The sequence below is a fragment of the Aquimarina hainanensis genome, assembly GCF_042684685.1.
Lineage (GTDB): Bacteria > Bacteroidota > Bacteroidia > Flavobacteriales > Flavobacteriaceae > Aquimarina > Aquimarina hainanensis.
Window position 1 is genome coordinate 1,014,904 of sequence record NZ_JBHULX010000039.1, and the last position, 16,846, is coordinate 1,031,749.

The window sequence follows — 16,846 nt, forward strand, 5'->3', positions numbered from 1 at the left end:
TTTTCTCAAATACTTTATTCTTTAGGATCAGATATATTTCCTGTACCATATAAATACCTCTTATAAAAACTCAATCTTTATAAGAATCAAAATATCAGAAAATCACATCTTAACTTGTTTAAGATGTGATTTTTTAAATATATTTAAGAAAAAACATGTATTTTGGGATAAACATGGAACAAAATAAGAATTCGACACATATTGATGCTCTGTTTACATCGCACTATCAATTCGTTATTTTATACATACATTCCTCTCATAAATATAGTATCTGGACATTATGTTTCTTACTCTCTTTTACATGTATGGGACAACACTCTAAACAAAACAACGACATTATAAAGGAATATGGAAGTACTTATACTGTAGAGAACCCTGATTTTAAAACTGATCTTTCTCAAGACTTTAAAGCCGTATTTGATGTAGGGCGGTCGTTTGGTGCTCCTGCTAAGGTCAATCCACTAATCAATACGGCAGCCAGGTTTATAAATATGCATTACAAAGCAGGAGTTCCTCTTGACAAGATCAAAGTGGCGCTAGTCATCCATGGAGATGCTGCATTTGATGTTTTAAACAATACTGCATACCAAAAAAAATACCATATAAAAAACCCAAATACACCATTGATTCAGCTACTTTCAGAGCAAGGGGTAAAAATTATTCTCTGTGGACAAACAGCTGCATATCGCAACATCACGAAACAACAAACACTTCCACAAGTACAGTTTGCTCTTTCTGCAATGACTGCATTGGTACAATTACAAAACACAAACTTTCGTCTTATCAACTTTTAACTCCATGAAAAACAATCAATACCTAGTAGGCATCACATTTCTTCTTTCCTGTTTCTTTCTTCAGGCTCAAAAAATAGATCCTGCTATCAATTCAACTGCTGAAAATGTAGAAGAACAAGTAATTAAATGGCGACGTGACTTTCATCAAAATCCGGAATTATCCAACAGAGAGTTCAAAACAGCTAAAAAGATAGCCACTTTCCTTACCTCATTAGGAATGGAAGTAACAGAAAATGTTGCAAAAACTGGAGTAGTCGGCATTTTAAAAGGAAAACAACAAGGCAAAACAGTAGCCTTAAGAGCTGATATTGACGCCCTTCCTGTAACAGAAAAAGTGGACATCCCATTTAAATCTACTGTAAAAACAACCTTCCTTGATCAAGAAGTAGGTGTTAGTCATGCCTGCGGTCACGATACACATACCGCTATCCTTATGGGAGTAGCCAAAACACTCAGCAGTCATAAAAACAAACTAAACGGGACTGTCAAATTTATTTTCCAACCAGCAGAAGAAGGTCCTCCTCCAGGAGAAGAAGGAGGTGCTAAACTAATGATTAAAGAAGGAGTGCTGAAAAACCCAGATGTAGATGCTATTTTCGGGTTACACATCAACTCAGGGACACCTGTTGGTATGATTCGATATACTCCGGGAGCTACAATGGCTGCAGTAGAAAGATTCGTGATTAAGGTTCAGGGAAAACAAACCCATGGATCTGCCCCCTGGACTGGGGTCGATCCTGTGATTATCTCTGCTAAGATTATAGACGGATTGCAAACTATTGTGAGTAGAGAGGCTCCGTTGGTAAAAGAAGCTGCCGTTATTACAGTAGGAAAAATTACCAGTGGGGTTCGTTTTAATATTATTCCTGATACGGCAGAAATGATCGGTACTGTACGTACCTTAGATACACAAATGAGAAGCCTTATCATACGAAGAATGCAAGAAATGGTCCCTGCTATCGCCAAAGCATACGGAGGAGAGGCAACTATTGAATTCCAAAACAATACCGCAATTACCTATAATGATCACAAATTAGTAAAACAAATGCTTCCTACAATAGAAGGAATCGCAGGAAAACAAAATGTAATCCTGGCACAAGCGACCACCGGAGGAGAAGATTTTTCTTATTTTCAGGAAAAAGTCCCCGGTTTTTATTTCTTTCTGGGAGGAAAAGCCATTGACGATACTAATCCGCCGTCGCATCATACCCCCTATTTTAAAATTGATGAAAGCGGCCTTTTATTAGGCGTAAAAGTGCTTTCGCAATTAGCTATTGACTATTTAAATCACGAATAACTATATGGAAGTTTTTTTTACGTTTATTCAATCAATCCCATGGTGGGGATGGATTCTAATTATTCTCTGTCTCGTCGCAATCAGGGATGTCTTTTTTAATAAGAGACATACAATTAGTCATAATTTTCCGATTGTTGGGCACTTTCGATATGCCCTGGAGAGTATCGGACCAGAAATAAGACAGTATTTTGTAGCGAATAACAGAGAAGAATTACCTTTTAACAGAATTGAAAGAGGCTGGGTATACGCCTCTTCCAAAAAGGAAAACAATTACGAAGGGTTTGGAACTGATAGAGACATCTATCTTCATCAACACATTTTTATAAAAAACTGTATGATTCCTTTTCAACCTTCGGAAAATCATCCCAGTAAAAAAGACAAAACATTTCTTCCCTGTGCCAAAGTTATGGGGAGCTATAATAAAAGAAGAAAACCATATCGCCCGGCATCTGTAATCAATATTTCGGCAATGAGCTTTGGGTCTCTATCTGCAAAAGCCGTGGAATCTCTTAATCTTGGAGTTAAGGGATGTGATGCATACCACAATACAGGAGAAGGAGGATTATCTCCCTATCACAGTAATGGAGGTGATGTTGTATTCCACTTCGGGACAGGATATTTTGGAGTAAGAGGAAAAGACGGTAATTTTTCCATGGATAAAATGAAGGAACTGGTACAAAATAACCCTTTTGTCAGAGCCATCGAAATAAAGTTATCTCAGGGAGCCAAGCCCGGGAAAGGCGGAGTACTCCCAGGATCAAAAATTACTCCTGAAATTGCAGAAATCAGAGGAGTTGAAATAGGAAAAGATGTACTATCCCCCTCTGCACATACCGCTTTTAGTACTGTTCCTGAATTGTTAGAGTTTATAGAAGATATTGCCGAAGAAACCGGATTGCCTGTAGGTATCAAAGCTGCTATCGGAAAAACTGAACAATGGGAAGTACTCGCTAAACTCATGAAAGAAACTGATAGAGGACCTGACTTTATTACGATAGACGGAGGTGAAGGTGGAACAGGAGCTGCTCCTCCGAGTTTTGCTGATCACGTTTCCTTACCCTGGGTTTACGGATTCACTGCTATTTATAAAATATTTCAGAAATATGAACTTACTGATCGCATTGTTTTTATCGGAAGCGGAAAACTAGGGTTTCCCGCAAAGGCAGCAATGGCATTTGCTATGGGAATTGACTGTATCAATGTTGCCAGAGAAGCCATGATGAGTATCGGGTGCATACAAGCTCAAATTTGTCATACCAATAAATGCCCTACGGGAATTGCCACACAAAGTATGTGGTTGCAAAGCGGAATCAATATTCCCCTCAAGGCTGATCGATTAGCACAGTACTTCAAAACCTTTCGAAAAGAATTTGTAGAAATAACTCATGCTTCAGGTTATGAACACCCCTGTCAATTTACTATGCAAGATGTTGATCTTAATGTAGATGACGGAGAATTGACAAAAACGCTGGAGACCTCTTTTAAATATTCAAAAACTCCTGTTCCTTTTTCCGGTATGCAAAGTTTAAAAGATTGTATGTATCTTGGCGGACATTCTAAACAAGTAGAAGCTTAACCTTATTTTTTTACATTACAATGACTATTGAAACCATTTTATTATCCTTAATCCCCTCAGCACTTATTGCTGTCATTACCATCTATTTTTTTAATCTTCATACCAAGAATGAAGAAAAACGCCGCCGGTATTTATTACACAGGGAACATCAAAAACAAGCATTGCCCTTACGATTACAAGCCTATGAACGAATGGCATTGTTTCTGGAAAGAGTTTCTCCTGGGAAACTGTTATTGAGAACCCCTCCAATTGCCGAAGATAAAAAAAGCTATGAATCCCTACTAATCAATACAATAGAACAAGAATTCGAACACAATCTCACGCAGCAAATCTATCTTTCTGATGAATGCTGGAATCGAATAAAAGCTGCTAAGAATGGCATCATTACCCTTATCAGAAAATCTTCTTTACAGGATAGTATAAAGGATGCTGATGCACTTAGAGAAGCTATTCTTACAGAAATAGTTGAAAAAGGATCTCCCAGCGATATTGCACTAACCTTTATAAAAAATGAGGTTGGAGAATTGTTTTAATCCTATCCTAAAAGGAATAACAACTACAGCAACTTACATATAATATACAACGAGGTGTCCGGGTATACTGTTATCCGGACATATCTATATCTTTCAATTTGTTCTCTTCTCTTCGTTTGGCTTTTTGAGCAGCATATTCATATCCTTGCTTCCACCACGTACGCATCAGTTTTTTATTAAAGATCAATGAATTTTCTGTCAATTTACTAGGCGTATAATACAGGTTTAATTTGACATCATTATGCGTAGCTGCTAATTTGCCCAGTAAGGTATCATGTCGTTCCACCTGATCCAGCATAAAACCATACAGTCCAACCATTAATGAGAATGGGTTTTTCCCCAATACCTTGTGATATTCCATATTTTCTGATTCCAGAATAATTGCATCGACCTCTGTTGCTCCACGGCGAATCGCTTCTCTAATGGGTACGATACAACCGAACCCTCCATCTGCATATTCACAGTTTTCTTTGGTAACCAAACTCATAAACGGAACATAATTACAGGAAATCCAAATCCAATCGCAAAAATCCTCATATGAGAAATCGTTAATCGACTTATATTCTGTTCGGTTCTTCGTCAGGTTTGATACGGTAACAACAATATCCTTTACTTTCGTCTTAGCCTCATCAAATTCTACTTCAGAAAAACTTCTGCGTATAGAACGTCTCAGATTTTTACTCTCTCCGAAGGTTCGTTTCATTTTGATAAACTGTAATAAAGAAGAAAAGAAATTTATAGAGACAAACTCCCTATTTCCTTTTTTTCGTACGATAAAGGGATTGATATTAAAAATAGTATGTTGGGTAACATTGGTATAAATCTCTCTTACCTTGGATACATTGCCCAGCGCTAATTGAGGAATCAATAAGCTTCCGGTAGACGTTCCTAAGAAGAGGTCGTATCTTCTTTTTTCCTGTTCTATGAGGTATTCTGCCACTCCTCCAGCATAAGCTCCTTTACTACCGCCTCCAGAAATAACTAATGCTCTCATACTTTATACTCTATTAAATCGGTTTTGTTTTTTAGCAAATTCATAGCCATCTTTCCACCATTTGGTCATTTTTACTTTGTCAAAAATCAAAGAATTAGTCGTTAATACCGTTGGAGTATAATACAGATTCATCGACACTTCCTGATTCATTGCTTTGAACTTTCCTATTCTTATGTTTTGTATTTCGATCTGATCCATCATAAAGTTAACCATATTGGTAATCAAGGAAAAGGGGTTTTTAGTAGGCATTCTATTTAAGTGATTTACTTCAGTTTCCAGAATAATAACATCTATTTCTTTAGCGCCTCTGGTAATTGCTTCTTCTATGGGGACCATTGACCCTAATCCTCCATCTACATAATCACAATGGTTTTTTCGTACCAGACTCATAAAAGGAGGGTAATTACACGAAATCCATATCCAATCCAGAAAGTCCTCATATGTACACGCTTTGATCGATTTGTATTCTACTTCATTAGTAGACAAATTTGTTACCGTAACGATAATATCTTTTGAGCTTTCTCTAAGGCTCGTATAATACTCCCGGGGAATAGATTTAGAAAGTAACGTTCTAAGGTTTGTACTATCTCCAAATGATTTCTTCCTCCGAATCAGATTCCGCAATACATTATAATGATTAATTCCTATAATCTCATACCCTTTTTTTTTCTTGATACTAAAAGGGCAATTAGAAAAAATTGATTGCTGAGTAACAGAAGTATAAATTTCTTTTATTTCTTCGATTTTAGACAATGCCAGATGAGAAACTAATAAGCTTCCGGTAGAAGTTCCCAGAAACAAATCATACTCCATTCCCAAATCCTGGATCAAATGCTGCGCAACACCTCCTGCAAAGGCTCCTTTACTCCCTCCTCCGGAAATGACTAATGCTCGCATAGCTTTGTTTACTTTGGGGTTAACTTTCGCTCCAAAAATGCTTGTTGCTTTTCGGACAATCGATCCTTTAAAGCTACATATTTCTTTTGATATTTAGAATCCTTCAGTAAATTATCTACTATTTTTCTGCAAAAATTTCTGAATCTCCAGTTATGATGTGTCGCTCCCTCTATCAGATAGGCTAATGATGCATCAGAAAAAGCACCTAGGCTCTCCAGATATGAAAAAGCATTCTCCCGGGTACTAAAGTGATATGCAGGAGAGGTATATGCTGATAATTCACTATAAAAATCCTGATGTTTATCAATGTGATACCCTTTAGTACTCAATGCCAGAACCAACCATAAGGTACGTACATTTTTATCAGAAAAACCGATTACGTCTTTGGTTTGATCCAGATAGCTTGCTCTATCATTGGGAAAATTTACCCAAAGGTGATATAACGCCGCTTCTTTAGTCGCATATGAAGCATCAGACAATAATGATTCGAATTGTTTTTTAAGGCTTTTAGGAATCGTATTCATCGTAGTACCTATGGTCTGCCGAACAATCAGATTATCCGTATCAAAAGCTTTGTCATACAGAGCAATCGCTTCTGGTGATGTCTCTCCCTGTAATTGATAGATAACTTCCTGCCCTATAAAATCATTCACCAATCCATCTAAACCCCTTGCCAAAGTTCCCCATTTTCCTGCCAATGGTTGTGTTCGTTCCTTAGCTAAGCTCAGGTAGTTTTTAATAAAAGGAATCTGTGCCAATATTTCCAATGCTTCTTGAGATGGAAATGCTACCTGTTCCAACCACAATTTTCTGTACAATGACATGTCTTTTCCACTTACTTCTTCTACAATAGTTATAAAATCATCTGTATTTACATTTTTGAATCGATGTGTTTCTAGGTAATTATTGATTGCTATTTTAAAATTAGTTGCTCCAATCTCATTTTCCAATGCAAACAACGCCCAGGCTCCCCGCTGGTAAAAAGTCAGTGAAGTTGCTTTGGCATCTAGTAAACTGGTCGCTTCTTTTTTCTCTGAAGCTGCTGTCAGTTGCTCTGCACTCTCATACAATTTATAATAAAAATGATCCGAGCCAAAAATCTCTTTTTCTGCCAGCAAGGCATAATAGGTTGCAAAACCTTCTTGTAACCAATGATGTTTTCCTTCTGTTTCTGTAACCAAATCACCAAACCACTGATGTGCCAATTCATGGGCATTGACATTTATATAGTTTCTGTCCTGATAAGCCACCTCATCCACTACAAAAGCATCTGAGAATATTGTAGTTCCCGTATTTTCCATGCCGGCATATAAAAAGTCTTTTACAGGGATTTGTTTATAATTTTGCCAGGGAAAAGGAACTCCAATGGTTTCTTCCAGAAAATTAAAAATTCGGGTACTATGGGCATAGGTCGATTCGAACATATCCTTATCCGCAGGATAATAGTACATCTCTAATGGAATTCCACTCTTAGATGTTTCGACAATTTTATCATACTTCCCTACGACCATAGCCAATAAATAACTACTCATCGGATCTTTCATATCATAGGTCCAGGATTGAATAGAATCATTGATCATTTCTTTTTTCTGTAACTTCCCATTGGCGATCACTTCATAATCTTTATGGTAGCGAATCGTCAGGTCAAAAATTACCTTCTCATTCATATCATCAAAACTAGGAATCCAGTTCGAACTGTATTTCCCTTGACCTTGTGTCCATATTTGGTCATTTCCCTGATAATCTTTTAAGAAATACAATGCTTTTTGAGGTTGTGCTTCATATTGGATTTTTAAGGTATATTGTTTCCCTTTTTTCAACGAATTCGTTATCCTTATTTTTTTATCGTCATATGAATAGTTCGCTTTTACTCCATCCAGTGTTACCGAATGAATTACCATCTTCTGTGCATCGATAAACACCGTCTCTGTTGGTTCTTCTACCGTCATTGTATAGGTAACTGTCCCCGTTACTTTTTTATTCTTTGCATCTAGCGATATACTGGCTTTTCCTGTTAAGAAATCAATGGCAGGCTGTTCTTTTTCTATGTAAGTATCAGAAGCCTTTACTATCGCTATAGAATAGATACTAATAATAAGGAATGTCAAAAACTGTTTCACACGAATAAACTTTTAATTACGCATACTATCTGTCAGTAGAACTGGTATGTTCTCTCTAACAAAAGATCTGCCAAAATAACGATTTTAAAACCGCATTGTGGCAATATTGCGATGTATTTCTACCGATTCTTCCTATCTGTATCTCAAATTTTATGGTCTGTATTGAACTATTTTATCAGATGTAGTATCTTCGCTCAGATGAATCCTACTATCCTACAAACCCCGATTGATTATTTAAAAGGTGTTGGTCCTGCCAGGGCTGACTTACTTCGGTCGGAATTAGGAATCCATACGTATCAGGATTTGATTAACTTATTTCCCAACCGCTATATTGACAAAACCAGATACTATAAGATCAATGAATTGCAGCGTACTTCTGCTGAAGTTCAAATGGTAGGAAAGATCATTCATCTCAAAACGGTTGCTCAAAAAAGAGGAAAACGCCTGGTCGCCAAATTTATTGATGATACCGGAGAGATGGAACTGGTATGGTTTAGAGGTCATAAATGGATTAAAGAAAATATAAAACTAAACACTCCTTATGTTATTTTTGGCAAAACCAAATACTATAATGGTTTTAATATGCCACACCCCGAGATGGAGTTACTTACGGAGCATGAAAAAAATCTTAGAATTTCGATGCAACCGGTTTATCCTTCTACAGAAAAGCTTACCAATAAAGGAATTACGAATCGGGTGATTAATAAAATCATGCAACAGCTCTTTATTGAGACCAAAGCTCGGTTTTATGATACGCTTTCACAGGAAATTTTAGGCGAATTAAAATTGATTTCGAAAAGTGAAGCCATGTTTAATATTCACTTTCCCAAAAACCAGGAAGTTCTCGCTAAGGCACAGTATCGTTTAAAATTTGAAGAACTCTTCTATATCCAATTACAACTCATTACAAAAAAATTAGTCCGCAAACGAAAAATAAAAGGGTATCCATTTACACATGTAGGTGATCATTTTAATGATTTCTATTCTAATCATCTTCCTTTTGAACTGACAGGAGCTCAAAAACGAGTGATCAAAGAAATCAGAAAAGATATGGGAAGTAGTGCCCAGATGAATCGTTTATTACAGGGGGATGTAGGTTCTGGAAAAACAATCGTTGCCCTACTGACTATTTTATTAGCCATGGACAATAATTTTCAGGCATGCCTAATGGCTCCAACTGCTATTTTGGCAAATCAACATTATCAGGGAATTACAGAATTAACCAAAGACCTGCCTATCAATGTTCGATTATTAATGGGAAGTACTAAAGCAAAAGAAAGACGAGAAATTGCCGCAGCTCTCGAAGATGGTTCCCTACATCTATTAGTAGGAACACACGCTATTCTGGAAGACAAAGTACAATTCAAAAATCTGGGGCTTGCCATTATAGATGAACAACATCGGTTTGGAGTAGCACAACGTGCCAAACTATGGCATAAAAACACCTACCCACCTCATATATTAGTGATGACGGCCACTCCTATTCCCAGAACACTTGCAATGAGTTTATACGGGGATTTGGATATCTCTATAATCGATGAGCTTCCTCCCGGAAGAAAAGCCATTAAAACAGTACATCGGTATGATAGTAACCGACTAAAAGTATTCAAATTTATTCAGGAAGAAATCGAAAAAGGACGACAAGCTTATATCGTCTATCCGCTCATTCAGGAATCCGAAGCGATGGATTATAAAGATCTGATGGATGGATATGACAGTGTTGTCCGGTATTTTCCAATGCCAAAATACCAAATATCTATTGTACATGGTAAGATGAAACCCGCGGATAAAGATTATGAAATGGATCGGTTCGTACGAGGAGAAACACAAATCATGGTGGCTACCACGGTAATAGAAGTAGGTGTGAATGTCCCTAATGCCAGCGTGATGATTATCGAAAGTGCTGAACGATTCGGACTCTCTCAATTACACCAATTACGCGGACGTGTAGGACGTGGAGCAGATCAGAGTTTTTGTATTCTCATGACCGGATACAAGTTATCATCGGATAGCAAAGTACGCATAGAAACCATGACACAGACCAATGATGGTTTTGATATCGCAGAGGTCGATCTAAAATTAAGAGGTCCCGGAGATATTATGGGGACCCAACAAAGTGGTGTTCTCAACCTGAAAATAGCAGATATTGTACGTGATAATGACATTCTAAAAACAGCACGTTATTACGCCCTCAAAATATTAAAAGAGGATCCAGCGCTATCCTTAGAAAAAAACAAAATCATTTTATATACCTACCAGCAACTTGCCAAGCATAAAAATATCTGGAACTATATTAGTTAGCAACCATTAGAAAAAAACACCCCTTTTTTTAAGCGGTGTTCTTTTATAACGCATAACCAATACCAATTCTCGTTATCTTTTTATAAATTTCTTTGTAATGATTGAGTTTCCCCTTTTAAGGGATACAAAATACAACCCGGGTTGTAGACCTTCTATAGGAATTACATTCGTATACAGGGTTCCCTCTTTCACCAACTGTCCGGCATAGTCTAGCATCCGGTATTGTTGTCCTTCTTTTGAGGAAACCTCTAAAGTAATGGAATCCGAATCTACCCCAACAATAGAAAAATCCCAAACAGGAATCATTGCTCGTTCTTCTATGGAAGATTGCTGGGATATATCGGTCGTTAGATGAATTCCATCTATAGCCATATCTCCTTTCCAGGTAGTTCCAGTAACCCCATTCAATCGTAGTTGAATCTTCTTTCCGGCATAATCTGATACATCTATAGTTGCTGTTTTCCATGAATTCCCCTGATTTCCCGAACGACTCCATATCGAAGACCAGTTTTTTCCGTCTAGACTGATTTCTACATCCAGGCTTCCCATAGAAGAAGCTCCATACATATGATATCGAAAAGAAATAGAAGCCTGATGCACACCTGATAACTCATAGCAGGGACTATAAAGAATGGCTTTTTTTCTTGAATAATTCGGTCGAGAAGACTCCATATAAATATAATAAGTTCCTAAGGCAGCCCCACCGGGACCTGTATAAGAAGATGAAGTCTTTCCTCTATGCCGGGTCCAGTTAAAATCATCTGAAGAAACTGCCTGTTTCCACTCGCCAAAATCAGTTTCAAAACTTTCTAGATAAGGGAAATTAGCTACCGTAGAACGGCACAATGTATTTCCTCCTCCATCAGTATCTCCAAATCGGTTCTCTGCCTGTGGTCCTCCCCATATACTAGTAGCAAATGCTGGATTATCTATAAATGGATTCCTATTTCCCTGTAATTCCTCCAGAATAGGATTTCGTTGTAGCTCCAACGAAGACACAGGATCTTCTGCATTCCACCTCAGGAATAACTGTAACATGTTCGCATCACTTGTTGCCACAGCTCCGATTCCCACATTTGATGGCAGACATCGGTTACCATATCGGATATACATATACATCATCATTCTAGCGACATCTCCTTTGAATTCATCACCAGGATACCAATATCCCTGAGGAGTAATGGTTGAATTCCCTGATCCATCGGCAAATTTCCTGTTTCCTCGTTTCGAATTTCGGCTTACATCCGCAGGTCTCAGGTGATGTGCATCTGCTCCGGCACCTGAAGTTCCCAAATTCGGATTTCCTAATGATTTTGGATATACATGCTCTCTGTTCCAGTCTGTTGTCCCTCCTCCATTTTGATGTATACTTCGGGTTCTATCTGTCGATGGTGTATTATCTGTATCATCATACCCGTAAATCAAAATAACTTTTCCTGATCCCGGAGCAGTAAGATCCGTCTGTTTTAAAGCATTCCAGACTCCAGGTGTATATGACAGATCTGTATGATGTGTATGAATTACTTTTGAGGATAGTTCATTTTTTAATGCAGTTCCTGTAGCATTGATATTAACATCATTATAATAAGAAGGAACCTGACTATATCCTATATAAGAAATAGGAATCAACAAAAATAAAAGAGCATTTTTCATGAGTATGTAAGTGGTTTTAAAATTAGGCTAAAGGTACACCCCACCAGATCACGATATTGTAATGTACAGGTTACAAAATCATTACTATTTTTCTACGACAACTTTCTTCATACGATAATGGGTATTTATATAACGTTACGAATCTATTTTTATTCAGGTATTATCTAATTAGATCAAGAAATGGTCTTAATGCAAGCTAAGCTTCCGAGTATTTTAAACATTTGATTATCTGGTACAATTATGTTCAAACCTCCTTATTCTTCTAACGAATACTTGTTTTGATTTCTTAAAAAAAAGGAATGATATCTGGTCAATTCACTATATATTAATTTAATACACAAAAAAATAATGTAACAAAAAAAACTTTTTACAGACTAACGTTATACAGATAAAAAATACACACTCATGAACGCACTTAAACATTTTATAGTAGGGCTTTTTTTTATAGCTGCACTCTCTTCACAGGCACAGACTGCCGATGAAATCATTGACACCTATTTCGAAAATACCGGTGGAAAAGAAAACTGGAACAAGTTAAAAGGTGTCGAAATGATCGGAGTTATGAAAATGCAGGGACTGGAGATCCCTTTTGAGCAATTGATGACCAAAGATGGAAAACAATCTACTACCATTGAATTCCAGGGACAGCGCATGATATGGGCTGCTTATGACGGAACCACTTCATGGTCTAGAAATCAAATGACAATGGAACCCGAAAAAAGCGATAGTGAAGCTACGGAAAATATGAAGAATGCGGCAAAAGACTGGCCTTCTCCATTCCTTAATTATAAGGAAAAAGGATACACTGTAGAATTAATCGGTAAGGAAACTGTAGATGGTACAGAAACCTTTAAGGTTAAAATTACTAAAACTCCACTACTGATTAACGGACAAAAACAACCTAATATCTCTCACTATTATTTTGATACAGAAAACTTTGTTCCAATTGTAGTTGAGGAGCAAATTACAGAAGGTCCTATGAAAGGACAATCTATAAAAAGTTCAATCAGTGATTATCAGGAGGTAAACGGATTATATTTCCCGTTCTCTCAGAGTAATCAATTCCAAACAATGGAGTTCAAAGAATTCAAAATTGATCCAGAAATAGCAGCAGAGAAATTCGCTTTCCCTGAAAAAAAATAATCCACTACTTTGATCTCTATTGTGCTATCGCAATAGAGATCTGTTTTTAAGTATTAAATAACATTCCCCCTTCTATCTGTTTTCTACTAAAAGCTATTTTCTACTTTTGGTTACTGCCTAAAGTATACACCACCAATGTGGAACTCACTCAGTGAGCAAATCATCAAAAAACAATATACTATGTACAGAAAATTAACCATTGCCTGTATGGTTATTGCTATGTCATTATCCATACAAGCTCAGGAAATCGTACTCAAAGGAAAAGAACTCTTCGGTAATCTCGAGGCCAGACATATTGGTCCTGCTCTTATGAGTGGTCGTATCATTGATCTACAAAACCACCCTACCAATGATCGTATTATATATGCTGGTGCAGCAGGAGGAGGAGTTTGGAAATCCACTAATGGCGGAGCCAGTTTCTCTCCCATATTCGACAAACATGCGCAATCTATCGGGGCGATTGCTATAGACCCTAATGATCCTGATAACACGATCTGGGTTGGAACTGGAGAAATCTGGACTAGAAATAGCGTCTCTATCGGAGATGGGTTATACAAATCTAATGATGGAGGAGCCAATTGGAAAAAAATAGGTTTCGATAAATCTGAACGTATCAGTAGTATTCAGATCAATCCTAAAAACTCAAATGAAATATATGTAGGTGTATTAGGTGCTTTGTGGGGGGATAGTGAAGAACGAGGCGTATATAAAACCACCGATGGAGGAAAAACATGGAATAAGGTATTGTATATAGATGCAAAAACCGGAATCAATGACCTGGTTATGGATCCAGATAATCCGGCAATTCTATATGCTGCCATGTGGGAATTCAGAAGAACCGCCTGGGGATTTAACTCCGGAGGTCCTAACAGTGCCTTGTATAAATCTACAGATTCCGGAAAAACATGGAACAAAATACACAATGGATTTCCAGAAGGAGACTTAGGACGATTGGCAATAGCAATAGCTCCTTCTAATCCTTCTATTATCTATACCGTAATCGAAAGTAAAAAAGACAAAGGGCTATACCGATCGGATGATGCGGGAGCTAGCTGGAAGCTTCTCAATGGAGATTTTGGTTTAGTGGTACGCCCTTTTTATTTCTCCAGAATTGTGGTAGATCCTAAAAATCCGGACATACTGGTCAAAGGTGGTTTATTCGGGTCTATCTCCAGAGATGGTGGAAAAACCTTTAAGAACCTGGGAAATATGCATGCTGATATTCATGATATTGTATTCGATATTCACAATTCGGATCGTATGTATGTAGGAACTGATGGAGGAGTATATCGCAGTTGGGATGGAGGAGCTACTATGGATATGGTTGATAACCTGCCTCTTTCTCAGTTTTACCACATCAGTGTAGACAATCAAGAACCATACAATATCTATGGAGGATTACAAGATAACGGATCCTGGTACGGTCCTTCTACTTCGCCGGGAGGTATCGAAGCAAGAGACTGGAAATCGGTGGGGTATGGAGATGGATTCAGGGTATTAAAACATCCTAAGGAACATATTATTTATTCCGAAATGCAGGGAGCACAAAGCGTATGGAGATACGATGTCACCAAAAACAAGGTAAAAGACATTAAACCCCTACAAATAAAAGGTGAAGCGGAGTTACGGTTCAACTGGAATGCCCCCATTGCCATCAGTGAGCATCAGGCTGACAGAATCTATATTGGTAGTCAGTTTGTACATATCAGTAATGACAAAGGAGATACCTGGACTAAAATATCTCCGGATCTTACTACCAATGACCCTGCAAAACAAGACAAAGAATCAGGAGGGATCTCTACGGACAAATCAGGAGCAGAAACGCATACGACTATCTTTACTATTGCCGAATCTCCTATAGATGAAAACATCATTTGGGTAGGAACCGATGACGGGAATGTACAAATTACCAAAGACGGAGGGAAAACCTGGCAAAATAAAACTTCCAATATTCAGGGAGTTCCTGCCCATACCTGGGTCTATCATATAGAAGCAAGTGTACATCACAAAGGAACTGCCTATGCAGTATTCGATGGTCATACGCAAAATGACATGAAACCTTATGTCTATAAAACCACGGATTATGGAGATACCTGGACCTCTTTGGTTACTGATGACATTGTAGGATTCGCCAGAAATATTCAGGAAGATTATGAAAATAAAGACCTTTTATATCTGGGAACAGAATTTGGTTTATTTATTACTATTGACGGAGGAAAACATTGGTCGCGTTTTACCAATAACATGCCGGCAACCGCAGTACATTTTATAGACCTGCAAAAGAAAACCAATGATCTGGTCATGGGAACTCACGGACGAGGAATTATCATTATTGATGACATCTCTCCCCTGCGTCAAATCAATCAGTCTATGCTACAAAAAAACGTTCACTTTTTTGATAGCAAACCTATGGTTATTAAGGAAGAAGGTGGTTTTGGCGGAGGAAGTACCGAACTTCAATTTGTCGGAGATAATCCACCCTCAAATGCCCAGATCATATACTATCTCAAAAAGCGACACACGTTCGGAAAAATGAAGCTGGAAATTGCAGATATGAATGGGAATGTATTAGTAGATCTCACTCCTGGAAAATCCAAGGGAATCAATATTGTTTCCTGGAACTACAGAACAAAAGCGCCTAAAGTAGCAGCCGGAAAGACATTTACTTTTGGAGGATTTACTGCCCCCAGAGTCCCTGCCGGAACCTATAAGGTACTCTTGACTAAAGGAAAGAAAACATACGAGTCGCTTATCACCCTGCAAAACGACCCCACCTCTATTATCACTTCTGAGGAGCGAATTGCTCAACAAAAAGTAACAACAGCTCTGTTTAATGATATGGAAACTCTTGCCTATCTGGTATATCAAATCGATCAGCCACTACAGCGAGCACGGCAATTATTAAAAGAAGATCCTGCTGCTAAAAAAGTAGCCACTCAGGCGATCACCGCCTTAGAAGAGTTAAAAAATAGTTTGGTTGTTACCTCTGGGGATAATTATGTAAATGAAGCTGAACCTCAATTACGTGAAAAATTAGCCGATCTATATGGAGATGTTGCCAACCAGTTCGAGAAACCATCTGCAGCACAGTTAGAAAACAAAGAAGTACTGGAAACTCGTTTGAAAAAAGGAAGCACTGCTTTTGAAACAATTTCAAAAAAACAATTGGCAAAATTGACGAAATACCTGGCTAAAAAGCAGCTACCACCAATTGAAGTAAGTAATAAAACTGATTTTCTCAAAAAATAACTACCCAGAGAATAAAAAACGCTTCTTTATACTTATAAAGTGGTTTAAATTCATAAAAAAGCACCCTCAGGAATAATGAATATTCCTGAGGGTGCTTTTTTTAAAGGGTTTAGGGGGCTCTTATCTCCTATAGCATCACTAACCGCTTTTGAGTTGATATGATACCCCTCTGCCCCTATTGTCAAACTTCTTTTGACATCCTATACAACTATCCCTAATAATCAATGTGATGTTTTGAAACAGTATATAGAAAGCATAGCTGCCCAAAAATCGGGCAATCACCCCTCAC

Annotated in this window: 11 protein-coding genes; 7 read left to right on the forward strand and 4 right to left on the reverse strand. The window is 37.7% G+C overall.

The genetic code is table 11. The annotated features are described in order from the left end of the window. Nucleotides 1–173 precede the first annotated feature (173 nt). From ACFSTE_RS20340 to ACFSTE_RS20355, 4 genes are read left to right on the forward strand one after another with little or no spacing between them, the layout of a single operon-like run. On the forward strand, nucleotides 174–794 hold the full coding sequence (locus ACFSTE_RS20340) for a DsrE family protein (protein WP_176029837.1): 621 nt from the start codon (nucleotides 174–176) through the stop codon (nucleotides 792–794). 4 nt (nucleotides 795–798) lie between these two features. Further along, nucleotides 799–2,091 (forward strand): amidohydrolase, encoded by a 1,293-nt coding sequence (locus ACFSTE_RS20345; protein ID WP_378255427.1) that lies wholly within the window; start codon nucleotides 799–801, stop codon nucleotides 2,089–2,091. A 4-nt stretch (nucleotides 2,092–2,095) separates the two neighbouring features. After that, entirely contained in the window at nucleotides 2,096–3,667 is a 1,572-nt protein-coding gene (locus ACFSTE_RS20350) for an FMN-binding glutamate synthase family protein (protein WP_378255429.1), read from the forward strand. Nucleotides 3,668–3,687: 20 nt separating this feature from the next. Continuing rightward, a complete protein-coding gene (locus ACFSTE_RS20355) occupies nucleotides 3,688–4,200 on the forward strand; it encodes a DUF7935 family protein (RefSeq protein ID WP_176029834.1) in 513 nt (170 codons plus the stop codon). A gap of 70 nt (nucleotides 4,201–4,270) precedes the next feature. Here the strand turns inward: ACFSTE_RS20355 and ACFSTE_RS20360 are convergent, their stop codons facing one another. Genes ACFSTE_RS20360 through ACFSTE_RS20370 form a run of 3 tightly spaced genes read right to left on the reverse strand, consistent with a single transcriptional unit; the run spans nucleotide 4,271 to nucleotide 8,211 of the window. Then, nucleotides 4,271–5,194, reverse strand: coding sequence for a patatin-like phospholipase family protein (locus tag ACFSTE_RS20360; protein WP_378255431.1), 924 nt, complete (start codon nucleotides 5,192–5,194; stop codon nucleotides 4,271–4,273). Nucleotides 5,195–5,197: 3 nt separating this feature from the next. Next, entirely contained in the window at nucleotides 5,198–6,091 is an 894-nt protein-coding gene (locus tag ACFSTE_RS20365; protein WP_378255433.1) for a patatin-like phospholipase family protein, read from the reverse strand. Between the two features lie 8 nt (nucleotides 6,092–6,099). Then, a complete protein-coding gene (locus tag ACFSTE_RS20370; RefSeq protein ID WP_378255435.1) occupies nucleotides 6,100–8,211 on the reverse strand; it encodes a M1 family metallopeptidase in 2,112 nt (703 codons plus the stop codon). A 198-nt stretch (nucleotides 8,212–8,409) separates the two neighbouring features. Between ACFSTE_RS20370 and recG the strand changes: the two genes are divergently transcribed. Then, complete coding sequence (gene recG, locus ACFSTE_RS20375) at nucleotides 8,410–10,512, forward strand: ATP-dependent DNA helicase RecG (protein WP_176029830.1); 2,103 nt, start codon at nucleotides 8,410–8,412, stop codon at nucleotides 10,510–10,512. Between the two features lie 72 nt (nucleotides 10,513–10,584). Here the strand turns inward: recG and ACFSTE_RS20380 are convergent, their stop codons facing one another. Then, nucleotides 10,585–12,165 (reverse strand): endonuclease, encoded by a 1,581-nt coding sequence (locus tag ACFSTE_RS20380; RefSeq protein WP_378255437.1) that lies wholly within the window; start codon nucleotides 12,163–12,165, stop codon nucleotides 10,585–10,587. 405 nt (nucleotides 12,166–12,570) lie between these two features. Here ACFSTE_RS20380 and ACFSTE_RS20385 point away from each other — a divergent pair, with 405 nt between their 5' ends. Together ACFSTE_RS20385 and ACFSTE_RS20390 are read left to right on the forward strand one after the other, a co-directional pair. Beyond that, a complete protein-coding gene (locus tag ACFSTE_RS20385; protein WP_176029828.1) occupies nucleotides 12,571–13,308 on the forward strand; it encodes an outer membrane lipoprotein-sorting protein in 738 nt (245 codons plus the stop codon). Nucleotides 13,309–13,488: 180 nt separating this feature from the next. Continuing rightward, nucleotides 13,489–16,557: a WD40/YVTN/BNR-like repeat-containing protein gene (locus tag ACFSTE_RS20390; protein ID WP_378255439.1), complete on the forward strand. Its 3,069-nt coding sequence runs from the start codon at nucleotides 13,489–13,491 to the stop codon at nucleotides 16,555–16,557. The last annotated feature ends 289 nt before the right edge of the window (nucleotides 16,558–16,846 follow it).